This is a genomic window from Streptomyces justiciae, assembly GCF_015163075.1.
Taxonomy (GTDB): Bacteria; Actinomycetota; Actinomycetes; order Streptomycetales; family Streptomycetaceae; genus Streptomyces; species Streptomyces justiciae.
In genome coordinates this window covers 114220-128521 of record NZ_JADDXU010000001.1, presented here as the reverse complement: position 1 = coordinate 128521, position 14302 = coordinate 114220, and the positions used below count along the sequence as shown (strand labels likewise).

The 14302-nt window shown below is 68.2% G+C and carries 14 protein-coding genes; 3 read left to right on the top strand and 11 right to left on the bottom strand.

Translation table 11 applies throughout. The features are described 5' to 3' along the window. Positions 1–231 (bottom strand): hypothetical protein, encoded by a 231-nt coding sequence (locus tag IQ210_RS00520; RefSeq protein WP_194075526.1) that lies wholly within the window; start codon positions 229–231, stop codon positions 1–3. Positions 232–813: 582 nt separating this feature from the next. Here IQ210_RS00520 and IQ210_RS00515 point away from each other — a divergent pair. Further along, positions 814–1572, top strand: coding sequence for a helix-turn-helix domain-containing protein (locus IQ210_RS00515; protein ID WP_194075523.1), 759 nt, complete (start codon positions 814–816; stop codon positions 1570–1572). A gap of 2 nt (positions 1573–1574) precedes the next feature. Beyond that, entirely contained in the window at positions 1575–2048 is a 474-nt protein-coding gene (locus IQ210_RS00510; protein WP_194075521.1) for an NUDIX domain-containing protein, read from the top strand. Here IQ210_RS00510 and IQ210_RS00505 read toward each other — a convergent pair. The 3 genes from IQ210_RS00505 to IQ210_RS00495 form a co-directional block, all read right to left on the bottom strand. After that, the gene (locus tag IQ210_RS00505) at positions 2036–2602 is read right to left on the bottom strand and encodes an HD domain-containing protein (protein WP_194075519.1); all 567 of its coding nucleotides are present in this window, start codon (positions 2600–2602) and stop codon (positions 2036–2038) included. The genes IQ210_RS00510 and IQ210_RS00505 overlap by 13 nt on opposite strands. Before the next feature lies 1 nt (position 2603). Further along, positions 2604–3065, bottom strand: coding sequence for a GntR family transcriptional regulator (locus IQ210_RS00500; protein WP_194075517.1), 462 nt, complete (start codon positions 3063–3065; stop codon positions 2604–2606). 92 nt (positions 3066–3157) lie between these two features. Further along, complete coding sequence (locus IQ210_RS00495; RefSeq protein WP_194075515.1) at positions 3158–4186, bottom strand: DNA cytosine methyltransferase; 1029 nt, start codon at positions 4184–4186, stop codon at positions 3158–3160. Between the two features lie 130 nt (positions 4187–4316). Here IQ210_RS00495 and IQ210_RS00490 point away from each other — a divergent pair, with 130 nt between their 5' ends. After that, positions 4317–6464: an ATP-binding protein gene (locus IQ210_RS00490; protein WP_194075513.1), complete on the top strand. Its 2148-nt coding sequence runs from the start codon at positions 4317–4319 to the stop codon at positions 6462–6464. Between the two features lie 355 nt (positions 6465–6819). Here the strand turns inward: IQ210_RS00490 and IQ210_RS00485 are convergent, their stop codons facing one another. From IQ210_RS00485 to IQ210_RS00460, 7 genes are all read right to left on the bottom strand, one after another. Beyond that, positions 6820–7203, bottom strand: a complete 384-nt coding sequence (locus tag IQ210_RS00485) for a hypothetical protein (protein WP_194075511.1) — start codon at positions 7201–7203, stop codon at positions 6820–6822. A gap of 150 nt (positions 7204–7353) precedes the next feature. Then, the gene (locus IQ210_RS00480; RefSeq protein ID WP_194075509.1) at positions 7354–8532 is read right to left on the bottom strand and encodes an SUKH-4 family immunity protein; all 1179 of its coding nucleotides are present in this window, start codon (positions 8530–8532) and stop codon (positions 7354–7356) included. A 171-nt stretch (positions 8533–8703) separates the two neighbouring features. After that, entirely contained in the window at positions 8704–9234 is a 531-nt protein-coding gene (locus tag IQ210_RS00475; RefSeq protein WP_194075507.1) for an AAA family ATPase, read from the bottom strand. Further along, positions 9234–9356: a hypothetical protein gene (locus tag IQ210_RS47805; RefSeq protein WP_256784542.1), complete on the bottom strand. Its 123-nt coding sequence runs from the start codon at positions 9354–9356 to the stop codon at positions 9234–9236. The genes IQ210_RS00475 and IQ210_RS47805 overlap by 1 nt, the downstream gene beginning before the upstream one ends. Then, positions 9353–11662, bottom strand: coding sequence for a xanthine dehydrogenase family protein molybdopterin-binding subunit (locus tag IQ210_RS00470; protein WP_194075504.1), 2310 nt, complete (start codon positions 11660–11662; stop codon positions 9353–9355). The genes IQ210_RS47805 and IQ210_RS00470 overlap by 4 nt, the downstream gene beginning before the upstream one ends. Next, positions 11659–13296, bottom strand: coding sequence for a 2Fe-2S iron-sulfur cluster-binding protein (locus tag IQ210_RS00465; protein ID WP_194075502.1), 1638 nt, complete (start codon positions 13294–13296; stop codon positions 11659–11661). Before IQ210_RS00465 ends, IQ210_RS00470 begins: the two co-directional genes overlap by 4 nt. Continuing rightward, the gene (locus IQ210_RS00460; RefSeq protein WP_194075500.1) at positions 13293–14186 is read right to left on the bottom strand and encodes an FAD binding domain-containing protein; all 894 of its coding nucleotides are present in this window, start codon (positions 14184–14186) and stop codon (positions 13293–13295) included. Before IQ210_RS00460 ends, IQ210_RS00465 begins: the two co-directional genes overlap by 4 nt. Positions 14187–14302: the final 116 nt, after the last annotated feature.

Genomic DNA, 14302 nt, shown 5'->3' with positions numbered 1-14302 from the left:
TCACCGGCTCACGTCGCGCGTCTGCACCAGCTGGATGGCCAGCCGGGGGAAGTCGGCGACACCGTCGAAGTCCGCGAACGTCACACCGTGCATCTCGGCCGCCTGGATCATGTCCCGCAGCACCGACGCCGCGTCCGCCGTCTGCGCGGCGGTCGGCCGGTAGCCGGGGCCGAACTGGGCGGCGGCCGACGCAATGCGGCGGGCGATGTCGTTCAGATCGTGCTGGTCCATGGTGCGTCCACTCCTTGAGCGTGTCGGGATGAGGGAGTGGGGCGGTCGGCTGTCGTTGTCCGGGAGGCGACCGCCCGGGTTGAGCACCCCAGGCCGCACGAGCGGCGGGGAAGCGCCCCGATCATGAGTCGAACCTGGTCCGAAGACCGTCAGGGCTTAGGCGAGGGATGACCCTCGCGAAGGTGCTGCGCTTGTCAGGTCACTCGATGCCGTCACCGCCCCGAAGAGCGGATCAGGGCAGGCCACCCGGCCCGACATGGGCGGTCGGGATGGTGACCCGCACCCATCGACCACCCGTGTTCAGGTGGCTGGGTCGGCACTCTGTTGAGTTCTCAAGGAACGAACGCTGCCTTCGTACTCACCCCTGCGGGCTTCCCTCCGGGCGTGTAGTACCTGTTTTACAGGTACTACATAGGGATCCGTCAAGTACAGCGACGGAACCTCTTTGGCTTTGCGCCGGGACTTCTTGGCGCACCATCAGAATCGCCGCAGGTCAGGGGAGTTGGTCACCCCATACATGGACAGCTCAGGGAGTTCTGACTACGGTCAAGAGGTCCCTAGATGTCCCACTGGGGGGTGCAGATGTCCAACGAGCGTTTGCGATCAGCCCTGTTGGCACGCGGCATGAGCGTGCAGGACCTGGCCGACGAGATCGCGGTGAACCCGAAGACCGTCGAACGTTGGATCACGCAAGGGAAGGTGCCGTATCGCCGACACCAGTACGCCACCGCCGCAGCGCTCAAGGTCGATGTCACCATGCTGTGGGAAGACGGCCGCACGCTGGAGAGCGCAACAGACCTGAGCAAGGCGGAGATTGTGGCCGTCTACCCGCACCGCCACACAGTGCCGCCGAACCTGTGGCGTGAGATGTACGCGCGTGCCGAGAGGAACCTCGACGTTCTCGTCTACTCCGGGCTCTTCCTGTCGGAGGATCCCCTGTTCATCGACCTTCTGAAGAGGAAGGTCGAGGGGACCACTCAGGTGCGCATCCTGCTCGGGGACCCGGACTGCGAGGCCGTTCGGCAGCGCGGCATGGACGAGGGGCACCGAATCATGGACGGCAAGATTCGGAACGCGTTGGTGAACTATCGGCCGCTCTTCAAGAGCCACCCTGAGATCAGCGTCCGCCTGCACGCCACGACGCTCTACAACTCCATCTACCGATCCGATGACGAGATGCTCGTCAACCCCCACGTCTACGGCATCGGTGCCTACATGGCCCCCGTCTTCCACCTGCGTCGCATGCCGGGCGGCGGACTGTTCGACACGTACGCGAATAGCATCGAACAAACCTGGGGAGGCGCTCGCCAGGTTACGGACCGCGACGTCACAGGAGCCTGACGATGGGACGCATTGACTACCTGCACGCCCCCGACGCACCGCCGGCTAACTCGGTCGTGCCCTCCGTCGTCGCATTCGTACAGAACGACGCGGGCCAGGTACTCATGATTCAGCGGTCCGACAACGGGCGCTGGGCGCTGCCCGGCGGTGGGCACGACGTGGGCGAGTCCATCAGCGACACCGTGGTGCGCGAGGTCTGGGAAGAGACGGGCATCAAGGCCGAAGTCGCCGACATGTCCGGGATCTACACCGACCCCGGACACGTGATGCAGTACGACGATGGCGAGGTCCGACAACAGTTCAGCATCTGCTTCCGCGCCCGTCCGGTCGGCGGTGACCTGCGAACGAGCAATGAGACGACGCAGGTCCGTTGGGTGGACCCAACGGACCTACCGAAACTCGACATCCACCCCACGATGCGACTCCGTATCGAGCACGCCATGGACCGGACGCGGGCAACCCCCTACATCGGCTGACGCTTGGCGACGGCGACCCGTTCGAGGACGCGCGCCGTGCTGGCGCAGATCTCCGGCTCGGCGCGGCGGATGAACGTACCGATCAGGCTGTCCGGCCCGTATCGGCCAGCGATCTCGTTGACCCGGTCCACAGGGTTCGTCGGTACGCCGTCCGGCGTCGTGTTCATGTCGCAATAGCAGAGAGCGTCATTCAGGTGCGCGCTCTCGCGGGGGAACTCGCCCTCCAGCTCTGCACGGAGTCCCCGGGCCTCAGCCTCCATCCATGCACAGGAATGGTGAGCAATGAGGTTCACGACCCGTTCGTCCGCACGGGCGATGTCGCGAAGGTAGCGCGCGCCATCCAGCGGGTGAAATCCGGTCTTGGCGAGGTCTGGCGAGTAGCCGATGTCGTGCAGGACGGCAGCGGCTTCCAATAGCTCCGCATCCTGTCCGAGGACGGGCGCGATGGTGCGCGCCCTCTCCGCCACCCCGAGCGAGTGCTTCCAGCGGCGCGGTAGCGGCTCCGCCAGTAGGGACTCAGCCAGGGGATAGGCCCACTCCGTCAGCTCCGACAAGCTAGGAACGCTCCTCTCGAATCGGCACAGCGCGGACCGTCCGCACCCTGCCCTGTCCTCCACTCGCGAGCACGCCTGCGGCCTCCAACTTGTCGAGAGCCTTGGTCACGGTCGGGCGCGAGACCCCGAACCGCCCGGCCAGAACTGACGCGCTGGGGAACGCTGCCCCGACCTCCAGTCGCTCATCCGCGATGACGTCCGCGATGCGCTCTTCCAGCGGTCGGCGGTCAGGCCGCTCGCCTGCCCGTACGACACGCCACCGGCCACCGGGCACCGGTTCCGCGACACCGTCTTTGTGGAGAGCTGCGAACGCACGGAGAGCGACCCCGCGCGAGATCTTGTACTCGCTCATGAGATCAGCAGCAGACGGAAGCTCCGTCATGTCCGGGTCCGTCTCGACCCGTGCCTTCACGGCATCGGCGATCTTCAGGAAGGTTCCCCGAGGACTGACCTGCTGCGACACTCGTTCTCCCTCTCTGCTCACCCGTCGTCGCCCTCAAGAGTCGCACGTCCGGCGACGTCTGCGGATAGGCGAGTGGCGACTGGCTCCAGGCGTTAGAGACTCAACGTCCGCCGCACAGCCACCCCCAAGACGGTTGCCATTCGTACAGGGACGGCATTTCCGATCTGCCGTTCAATAGAGCCGTAGTCACCCTCGAAGTCATACTCAGCTGGGAAGGTTTGCAGCGTGGCAGCCTCTCGCAGGGTAATGCCACGATGCTCTTCCGGATGAACGAACGTACCGCACGCAGGGGTAGTGCATCGAGTGGTCATAGTTGGCGCAGGCACGTCCCACTTAATTCGACCGTACGAGGCAGTAGCGTGTTTTGCGCCAACCTTCTTATGGCATTCGAGCTGATGTTCCTCTGGAAGGTCTAGGCGCCCTCCACCAACAGGGATCGCCTCAATACGACGCTGCACCTTGTCGGAGCTTCTCCTGTGGCGGTCTAGCGGGTCGTCAGCCCTATTGACTGCTTCCAATTCAGAGAACGCCGCTCTGACCGACACCGATCCGCGCAGGTCTGGAACGATTTCGGCAATATCCTGAGGCAGATTATGCCGCTTCCCCCTGACAGCGAGCATGATTAGCCGACGCCTTCGTTGCGGCACAGCGAAATCCGACGCCTCGAATCGGTAAACCATCGATACGTAACCAAGAGAATGAAGCGAATCCCTCACATGTTGCAGACGTGCGTCTTTCCCTAGCCCCGGGACATTTTCCAACAGAACAGCCTGCGGCATCAGCGCACGCACAAACCTGACTGTATGCAAAACGAGGTCATTACGCTCATGGTCCGTCAGCCCCTTGCCAGACGCAAGCGACGAAAATCCCTGACAGGGAGGGCAAGTCTTAAGCAACGTCAATTCGCCGGGGGCTAACCCCAGCTGTTTGCGCATCTTGGAGGCCTGTAGCGAACGGATATCCGTCTCCCACAGGTGAGATCCAGGGTTATTTTTGGCGTGTGTAGCGGCCGCATCGGCCTCGATCTCGACCGCGCCCAGGACAGAGAAGCCAGCTCCCACGAGCCCCTGGGTGGCTCCGCCGGCTCCTGCGAAGAGGTCAATGGCAGTTGGCTTTGTCACGGCTGGATGCTAGCTCAACGTAGTGCCTCGTGACCATGGTGTGCGCTCCGTGCAACCTACGTGCGCCCTAGGCAAGGTGACGGAGCATCATGCAGGATGTCGTGTCCACCGCCGCAACCGCTAGGGGGACATGATGTCGGACTCGCCGAACGGCCACGAGCAGCTTCCCATGCCTGCCCCGGCTGAGCATCAGCAGTCAGCCACGGCCTCACCGAGTAGCGAGCCTGAACACGTCTACACGATGCGCATCAGCCGGCTGACGATTGACAAGCTCGGCATCAAACTCTACGACCGCGTTTCAGCCGTCTTGGCTGAACTCATTGCTAACTCTTACGACGCCGACGCCGAGGATGTCACTGTCACCTTACCGTGGGGGGCCTTTCTCTTTGACCCAAAGGCACCTCACCTTTCCGCGCAGTACGAAATCACAATTTCGGATGACGGCCATGGTATGACACCCGCCGAGATAAATCATCACTACTTGACTGTGGGCGCAGACAGGCGCACTCGCACAGGTAGCGACAAATCCCGTGAAAAGAATCGTCCGGTGATGGGCAGGAAGGGCATCGGCAAACTTGCCCCATTCGGCATCTGCAAGACCGTGGAGGTAATCTCTGCGGGCGGCGATAAAACCGACAACGGATACCTTACGTCCCACCTGATTCTCCACCTTCCTGATATGTTGGCAGATACAGAAAAGGACTATCATCCCGAGATTGGCGAGTTGGACGGCACATGGTCGAAGGGTCATGGAACCACGATCAAGCTGAGGGACTTCTCTCGAAAGCGCGTCCCCAGCAGGGATGAGCTGAACAGGCAGCTTGCTGGACGATTCGGTCTTGAGCGCAGCGATTGGCGAGTCTGTGTTAAAAATGCCTCCTCCCTGACCGAACAGTTCACGCTCGGCACGCTGAAGATCGACCTCATGGAAGGTACTCGAATCGATCTCGCCGGTAGGCCAGTTCCTTTCGAATCTTCATTCCTTCCAGTAACCGGCTATGTCGCCTATAGCGAAAAGGCCTACAAGGACACCAACATGGCTGGTGTCCGGATCTACGCTCGTGGCAAATTCGTGGCACAGACGATGGACTTCGGAATTGCCACGGGTTTCCATGGAGAGTTTAAGCTGCGCAGTTACATCGTTGGTGAGCTTCACGCTGAATGGCTGGACGAAGACGAGGATCTTATCCGATCTGACCGCCAAGACATCATTTGGTCATCAGATCTTGGGGAGGCGCTGAGTACGTGGGGGCAGGCATTGATGCGCGAGCTTGCGAAGCGCAGCGAAGAGCACGCCAGACGCGAAAAGCAGCGCTTCTTCATGGAAAAGTCGCAACTGGAGAAACGTCTGATCGAAACCGCGCCAGCCGATCCCGTGTATCGCGACTCTGTGAAGGAAGCTGCGGCTCTCCTGGTCCGAGACGCTGACCGAGATGCACTCAAGGACCCCGAGCACGTGGAACGCCTCAGCAACCTTGCAATGTCTCTCGGACCTCACCGCAGTCTTCTCCAAGCGCTACGGGAAGTCGCCGACACAACCGAAACCACAGTGGACGCTGTGATGGACCTCTTCAAGAAGGCTCACATCGCGGAAATGTACTCGCTCGGGCAGGTAGCGGCCGAGCGGCTAGAAGTCGTGGCCAAGCTGGAAGCCTTGATCGCAGATAAGACAACTCTGGAAAGGCCGTTGCAGGAGCTAATCGAGAGGGCTCCGTGGCTCTTGGCCCCCGAGTGGACTCCGTTGGGAATGAACGAATCCCTCAAGCGGGTAAGAGCCAGCTTTGAAGCGTGGTACGCCAAGAAGTATGGCAAGACCATCAGCACTACAGCGATCGAACGGAAGGCGAAGGAACCTGATTTCGTCCTGCTTCACGACTCGGGGATCCTCTGGATCGTAGAAATCAAGAGGCTCGACTACAAGCTGACGGACGCGGAATTCTTGAACGCAATGAGGTATCTCCATTCATTGCGTAAATTCCTCGACGAGAATCCCGAACTGGGTCGCCAGTTCCCCTACCGTAGGCTGACGTTCGTGGTCGATAGCATCGATCTCCTCGATGAGGTATCAACCTCTTCCCTTGAGAACGACCCCAACGTGACAAGAAAAACATGGCACGAGGTGCTCGATTCCACCAAGCGGGCACACAAAGACTTCCTTGAGCGGGTGGAGTCGACTGCGGGCGGTTGGACCCCCGTGACGCCAGAGACAGCCCCAAGCGTCGTCGCACCACGCAGGCCGAGCGACAACGACGCAGATCAACCTCAGCTTGAGCCGTGAGGGCGTATGTCGGATGAGAGGATGGGTGCGGCCTGGAAATAGCTGCACCCCCTCGACCTCCATCCTGGAGGTGTCTCCGCTCCCATAAGGCACACCCGGACTTGGCTGCTCCGTCTCAGTTTCCGTCTCGTTCATCGCCGTACGTGGCCGTTCATAGCCGTTCGGCTGGCGCTGCCGTTCGGGGCGGGAGCACGGTCATGAACCCCCTTGAACGCCTCCGGATCACGCTCTGCGATGCCCGGACAAACCTGCAAAGCGAGGTACGTGGGTTCAATTCCCGCCACGGCCTCTGTGTCGAGCACGTCGAAAGGGCGGCGCCCCCGGTGGGGGGTGCCGCCCTTTCGGTCGGTCCGGGTCAGGCCCTGGCGTACTCCCAGCCGCCGCACCTGTACGGGGTGCCGTCCGAGCCGTCCTGGAGGCAGGCGCGGATCTGGAGGGTGGTGCCCTCGGCGAAGGACAGGTTCCAGTTCTTAGGGACGGCGTAGCCGTTGCCGTTGTAGTACGAGTGGGTCGAGGAGCTGGAGTTGTAGCGCCACTGGGCGGCCGTGCCGTGGCCGTCCTTCAGCATGTCGAGGGCGGTGAGGATCTCGTCGTCGGCGGCGAAGTACGTCTTCGCGGTGACGTCCGACGAGATGATGGAGTTGGAGGCCTCGTAGACCTCACCGGCGGCCTGGGCGGGGGCGATGCCCAGGGCGAGCGCCGACGCGGAGGCCGCGGCCACCCCCAGGGCGGTCGTCATTCGACGGTGGAGCTTGCGCACAGCGGCGGTCCTCTCTTCGAACAACTGGTCGCGCCCGAACTTACCTGAGGGGAACGGGAGTTGGCCGACCATTAATGCGGGCGACGGTGCGGATGCGGCTCGCGTCCGCTCGTGGCCCTGCGGGTGCGGTCAGAGCGCCCCGCCCGCCTCGTCCCGCAGCGCCTCCGTCCAGTAGTGCCAGTCGGCGTCCGGTGCGCTGCCGGTGCGGTCGACGGTCGACAGGACCTGGATCATCGTGGCCGCCAGCTGGGCGTGCGGTCCCAGCGGCTCGCCCAGCACCCGGTTCCGGCCCTGCGACAGCTCCTCGTCGAGCGTCGCCTCGCGGCTCAGCAACCAGAGCGTGAAGGCGAGCGTGGAGACGTCCGTGTTCAGCGGGTGGAGCAGCGCCTCGGACTCGCTCCAGTGCAGGACCGCGCCGGTCCGGCCGTCGACCACCAGGCTGCTGTCCTCGACGAGATAGCCGAGGCGTATCAAGTGGTCGGCGTCGGCCGGGAGTTCGGCGGCCGGGTCGTCGGCGTGGTGCTCGGTCAGGGTCGGCAGCGGGACGTCCGTGTCCAGGCGGAACAGAACGGTGTCCTCGGGCAGGCCCGTGTCGCGCAGGAAGCGGCGGGTGGGTTCATGGGTGAGCGTCGCGGGGAAGTCGACCTCCTCGAAGCGCCAGATCTCGCCCTGCCCGAACTCCTGGTCCAGCAGCCGGGACGGAAGGTCCAGCGCCAGCCCCGACGCCCTGCCCGGACCGGCCGTCAGGGACAGCGGGCGGATCAGGGCAGCCGCCCGCCACAACCCCGGCACCTCGCCGTCCGTGCCCTCCTCGAAGATCGCGAGCAGCTGACGCGAGGCCTCAGCCGCCACCTGCGGGCCGTGCCGGTCGGCGTAGGCGGCGAACTGGCCGCGCAGCTCCGCCAGTTCCTCCGTCGCCGTCGCGAAGCGCACCAGCTTCTCCAGCGACGGGGCGAGCGGGCGGCGCTCCATGAGGTCCGGGCGGTCCCACCAGAACTCGGTCGTCGACACCTCGCCCGTCACGCCGTCGAGCAGGACCGACTCCGTCTCCCGGCCCTCGTCGTCGAGCAGTCCGCCTATGACCAGCTGGTCCCGCATGTCCACGGCCAGCCGCCCGTCGGGGTCGCCGGTGGCGTCCGTCAGGGTCCGCAGGCCTTCGCGGCCGAGCTCCGCGAAGCTCAACAGGCCGATCTCGGTGGGCAGTCCGGGGCCCGTCAGCCAGCTGCGCGTGGACGCGTGCGTGACGAGGCGCTCCAGGTCGTCGTCGGTCAAGGTGATCACCGCGGGCGCGGTGCCGGTCGTGCTCATCGTTCCCCCGTGCGTGCGAGCTCTGTGTCCCCGAGCGGGGTTCCATGTCCCCGAGCAAGGCAGGGCAGGGCGGGTCCGTCGTGAAGATCTCGCCGTCGTTCCCCACTGACCGGAACACTACGCCGAGCCACTGACAACGCCTCACGACAACGCCCCACGACCAAGAGACGCTCAAACCACCTCGGCGCGTTGCCTTCCCGTGAGAATCGCCTCCACCGTCTCCCCCACCGAAAGCTCCGAGGTGTCCAGCCAGAGCCCGATCCGCGGCGTCCGGGTCCGCAGCTGCCGGTCCAGTTCCCGCACCGTCCAGGCCGCCCCGTACCCCGACTTGGCCCGCTCCGCCTCCCGGGCGGCGACCGTCTCGGGGCTCGGGGCGAGAACGACGACGTACAGCGGGCGGGTGCGGACGAGCCGGACGTACGCGACCAGTTCCTCCCCCAGCACCACGTCCTGCACGACGGCCGTGAACCCGGCGTCCGCGTAAGCGTCCGCGGTCGCCGCCGACAGCTGGTAGCGCAGCCGGAGTTGGGCCTCCCCCTCGCCGCCGCCTCCGGGGACGTACTCCTGCCGTCCGGAGACGATCATCCGCCGGAACACGTCCCCACGGACGTGCGCCGCGCGTGGGAGGCGCTCGGCCAGGGCTTGCGCGACCGTCGACTTGCCGGCCGCCATGACCCCGGTGACCAGCACGACCCCGCGCATCACGTCAGATACACGCCGCCCAGCACGACCACCAGCGCCGCGAGCGCGAACACCAGGATCCACACCAGCAACTTCCCGACGCTGGGCGGCGGTTCGTAGCGCTGCGGATCGTCCTGGCTCACTGTCCCGTCACCACCGCGGCCTGCGGACGGATCGGCAGCCGGTTCACCGGGCGGCCGGTCGCGGCCCGTACGGCGGAGGCGACCGCCGCCGGTGACGTCACCACCGGCACCGCGCTCACCGCCTTCGCGCCGAAGGGCGCGACCACATCCCGTTCCTCGACGAGCTTCACGATCCGGATGTCCGGCGCGTCCAGGGCCGTCGGCAGCGCGTACCCGGTGAGGTCCGGGTGCCGGATCAGCCCGCGCGCGGTGCGCAGGTTCTCGGTCAGCGCGATGCCCACGCCCTGGGTGACACCGGCCTCGATACGAGCCGCCAACTGGGCCGGGTTCAGTACCCGCCCGACGTCCTGCGCGACGGCGAGTTCGACGACCCGGACCGAGCCGAGTTCGATGTCGACGTCCACCACCGCGCGGATCGCGCAGAAGGCCATGCCGACGAACGCGTCGCCCTGGCCCTGCTCGTCGAGCGGTTCGGTCGGGTGCGGGCGGCACTGGGCGGTGGCCCACAGCTCCTTGCCCTCCATCGCCTCGGTGACGGTGGTCGACAGGACGCCGTCGTACGAGGTGATCTTGCCGTCGGTGATCTGGAGCAGCTCGGTGGACATCCCGAACTTGTGCGCGAGCGGCTGGAGGAGCTGGGTGCGGACCATCTTCGCCGCGCGTTCCACCGCGCCGCCGGACACCCAGGTGTGGCGGCCGCGGCAGCCCGCGCCGGCCGGGGGCTGGTCGGTGTCGACGGGGGCCACGTGGACCTCGTCGATGCCCAGGGTCTCCTGGACGATCTGGCGGGCCAGCGTGGTGAAGCCCTGGCCGGTCTCGACGGCGGCGCAGAGCACGGTCGCGATGCCGTCGTGGACCTTGACCGTGGCCGTGGAGACCTCGTCGGCACCCTCGGCGCCCAGCATGTGCACCATGCCCAGGCCGTAGCCCACGCCCCGGCGGATCGCGCCCGGCTCCCCCGCGCCCTCGGGGCCGCCGGGCAGCAGCCACTCGTCCTCGGGGGTGTCCTTGGGCAGCGCCGGGAGCGGGAAGTCCCGTACGGCCTGGAGGAGTTCGGCGACCGGGGCCGGGCAGGTCACGGTCTGGCCGGTGGGCAGGACGTCACCGGTAGCCATGGCGTTGCGCAGGCGGAGTTCGGCGGGGTCGATGCCCAGCTTCTTCGCCAGCTTGTCCATCTGGGCCTCGTAGGCGGCGCACACCTGCATGGCGCCCTCGCCGCGGACATGGCCGGAGGGCGGGTTGTTGGTGCGGACGGCCCAGCCCTCGATGAAGGCGTTCGGGACGACGTACGGGCCGCAGGCGAAGCCGACGGCGGCGGCGAGGGCCTCGGAGGAGGTGTCGGCGTAGGCACCCGCGTCGAGCAGGATCTGCGCCTCGACCTTCACCAGCTTGCCCTCGGCGTCGGCGTGGTGCCGGTAGCGCAGGAGGGTGGGGTGGCGGTGGACGTGGCCGAGGAAGGACTCCTCGCGCGTGGCCGTGAGCTTCACCGGGCAGCCGGTCTTGAGCGCGAGCAGGCCGAGCGGCAGCTGGATGCCCTGGTCCTCGCGGTCGGCGGTGGCGCCGGGGACTCCGGTGACGACGATCTTGACGCGCTCGGGTACCAGGCCGTAACAGGCGGCGGCGGTGTCCCGGTCGGTGTGCGGGTCGGTGGAGGCCAGGTACAGCTCGACGCCGCCGTCGGGGCGGGGCACGGCGAGTCCGGCCTCGGCGCCGATGGGGGCCGGGTCCTGGCGGCCGATGCGGTACTGGCCCTCGACGACGATCTCGCCGGTCGCGGCCGGGTCGCCGTGGTGCAGCGGGATGTGCCGGATCAGGTTGCCGTCGGCGTGCAGCGGCTCGGCCTCGAAGGCCTGCTCGGGGTCGGTGACCGGGTCGAGTACTTCGTACTCGACGATGACGGCCGCGGCGGCCATCCGCGCCGTGTCGGGGTGGTCGGCGGCGACGGCCGCGATGGGCTCGCCGTGGTGGCGTACGACCTCGGAGGCGAAGACCGGCCGGTCCGCCTTGCCGCGCCCGTACAGCGGGTGGCCGGGGACGTCCTCGTGGGTGATGACCGCGCGGACGCCGGGCATCTCCCGCGCGTGGGTCGTGTCGATGGACACGATGCGCGCGTGCGGGTGCGGGGAACGCAGCACGGCCGCCCACAGCAGGCCCTCGGCCCACAGGTCGGCCGCGTACGGGAACGTGCCCTCGGTCTTGGCGCGGGCGTCGGCGGCCGGGAGGGAGGCGCCGAGGCCGTGCGGGATCGGCTCGGGGGCAGGGGCTGCCTCCGCGGGAGTGGTCGCGGTGGCGGCTTCGTTGCTCACGCCTGGCCTCCGTCCGGTCCGTACGCCTGGTCGTGCCGCGGCTCGAAGGCCGACGGGTTCACACCGCCGGCTCCCGGGCCCGCCTGATGGGGAATACGTGCCTCGTCGCCGTCCGACTCGGAGTCCGCCGCGGCGTGTGCCTCACGCTCGGCGACGACCTCCTGGACGGCGTCGACGACGCCCCGATAGCCGGAACAGCGGCACAGGTTGCCGCACAGCGCCTGGCGGGTCTCCAGCTCGGTCGGCGCCGGGTTGCCCTCCAGCAGGTCGTGCACGGTCATCGCCATGCCCGGCACGCAGAAGCCGCACTGCACCGCGCCGCACCGGGCGAGCGCCCGCTGCACGTCGGAGGGGCGGCCGTCCTCGGCGAGGCCCTCGACGGTACGGACCTCGCTGCCGGCGGCGGTGACGGCCGGAACCAGGCAGGAGGCGACGAGCCGCCCGTCCACCTGGACGTTGCAGGCCCCGCACTCGCCCTGCGAGCAGCCGTCCTTGGCGCCGGCGAGACCGAGGCGCTCGCGCAGCACGTAGAGCAGCGACTCGCCGATCCAGGCGTCGGCCACGGGCCGGTCGACGCCGTTGACGCGCAGGACGTAGGCGGCGAGGGGGTGTTCTTCGCCGGGGAAGGCGGGGGGCTGTTCGGCGGCGTGCTCCTCCGCGTCCTCGGCGGCGGGAGCGGCGTCGCCGTCCGGGGTGTGCTCGGCGGGCGGCTCGGGGGCCTCTTCAGCGGCTTCCACGGCCCCTTGGGCGCCCTCAGGGGCCTCGGACGCGGCGGCGTCCTCACCGTCGCCCGGAGAGGGCGGTGAGGCGGCTGCGGCGGGGGCGGCGTCGGAGGGGTGGTCCTGCGGCTCGGCGGAGGAGCGCTCCGCGTCGGGGGCGGACTCGTCCGGGCCCGCCTCCACGCGCGCGTGGACGTCCGCGGCGGCCGCATCACCCACGGCACCCGGCGGCACGTGTACGTGCTCGTCGCCGGCCGGGAGGCCATGACCGCCGTCGGCGGGCACGTGCGCGTGTCCGTGCTCGGCTCCGGGAGGCGTCGGCTGCCCGGCATCCGCCGCCCCGGTGTCCCACGGCTGGCCCGTCTGCGTCGCCCAGGGGGCCGGCGCGCCGCCCGGCAGCGTGGCCGGAGGGGTGCCGCCGCCCCACTGCTCGACGAGGGACGACGTGGTGAACTCGCCCGATTCATCCGGAAGGTCACCCCCGGCGACGGGGATGGACCACTGTCCGGTGACGTCGTGGCCGGGCGCCGGAGCGGAGTCGGACGCGTCCTGGAAGGTCCACTGCCCGGTCGCCCCCGGGTTGTACGTGAACTGGTCGTTCCCGGCCGTGTGCCCGTCCTGCGGCACGGCGTTGGGGTCGGGCCACTGCGCGCCACCGGCCGGGGCCGCGGCCCAGGTGCCGGTGGCCGCCGGGTCGGTACCCGCCGCGCCGCCGGGCGCCACCGTTATCTGCGGCGGCACATAGCCGTGGCCCGGCGCCGCGAGCGGGCTGTCGGAGGCCAGCAGGGCGTCGATGCCGCCCTCGGGGAGCTTCACGAAGGCGGTGGCGCCGTCGTCGTAGTCGCCCTGGGGCAGCGGGTCCCAGCGGCCGCCGCTGTGCGGGGCGGCGCCTTCTCCGTGCTGGTCGTCGGTCACGACAGTGCCCTCCCCAGTGCTCGTCGGGCCAGCGCGGCGACGGTGCGCCGCAGGTGCAGTACGGCGGGCGGAAGCTGCTGGACGGAGCCGTCGGGCTCCGGGGCCGGGTCGGGGATGCAGGCCGCGGCGACGTACTCACCGAAGGCGTGCAGCGCCTCCGGGACGAGCGCGCGGTTGTTGTCCCAGTCGATCAGCCGGCCGACCCACTGCTCGGCGTCCAGGGGCCGCAGCGGCATCGGCGCTATGGCTCCGACGGCGCACCTGACGCCGCGCCGGGCGGGGTCGAGGACCAGCGCGACGGAGGCGATGGCCCGGCCGGGGCCGGTGCGGCCGGTGGCCTTGAGGAAGACCTGCGGCGCGTGCAGCAGCGGCACGCGCACGAAGCCGATGAGTTCGCCGCCGCGCAGCATGTCCATCCCGGCCAGCAGATGCGACACGGGCAGCTCCCGGCGGGCTCCGCCCGGGCCCGCGATGATCAGCGTCGCCTCCAGGGCGGCCAGCACCGGGAGCGCGTCGCCGGTGGGGGACGCCGTGGCGATGTTGCCGCCCAGGGTGCCCGCGTTGCGGATCTGCGGCGGGCCCGCGGCGCGCGCGGAGGCGGCGAGGGCGGGGATGAGGGCGGCGAAGTCGGGGCGGCCCATACGCGCGTGGGTGAGCCCGGCGCCGAGCAGGGCGTGCCCGTCCTGGTACTGCCAGCCACGGATCTCGCTGATCCGGCCGAGGCCGACCAGGGCTGCGGGCCTGAGCTGGCCGGAGTTCACGGCGGCCATGAGATCGGTGCCGCCCGCGACGGGCACGGCGGCGGGCGTGGCGGCCAGTGCCGCCACGGCCTCGTCGAGCGTCGTGGGCAGCGTGACGGCCTGCGCCGCCTGCGGTGCGTGCGTGGTCAAACCGGCTGCCCCTTCCCGCTGCCCCACCTGGTCCCAGCTGGTCCCGCCTGTTGCTGCCGTACGGTACGTGCTGACAGGGCGGACGTGGCAACTCTGGCACATCTTCGCAGGGCCCG

Excerpts from the sequence above, each read along its gene's own strand:
- IQ210_RS00490 (WP_194075513.1), top strand. The coding sequence starts at position 4,317 with ATGATGTCGGACTCGCCGAACGGCCACGAGCAGCTTCCCATGCCTGCC.
- IQ210_RS00520 (WP_194075526.1), bottom strand. The coding sequence starts at position 231 with ATGGACCAGCACGATCTGAACGACATCGCCCGCCGCATTGCGTCGGCC.
- IQ210_RS00485 (WP_194075511.1), bottom strand. The coding sequence starts at position 7,203 with ATGACGACCGCCCTGGGGGTGGCCGCGGCCTCCGCGTCGGCGCTCGCC.
- IQ210_RS00510 (WP_194075521.1), top strand. The coding sequence starts at position 1,575 with ATGGGACGCATTGACTACCTGCACGCCCCCGACGCACCGCCGGCTAAC.
- IQ210_RS00480 (WP_194075509.1), bottom strand. The coding sequence starts at position 8,532 with ATGAGCACGACCGGCACCGCGCCCGCGGTGATCACCTTGACCGACGAC.
- IQ210_RS00515 (WP_194075523.1), top strand. The coding sequence starts at position 814 with ATGTCCAACGAGCGTTTGCGATCAGCCCTGTTGGCACGCGGCATGAGC.
- IQ210_RS00475 (WP_194075507.1), bottom strand. The coding sequence starts at position 9,234 with ATGCGCGGGGTCGTGCTGGTCACCGGGGTCATGGCGGCCGGCAAGTCG.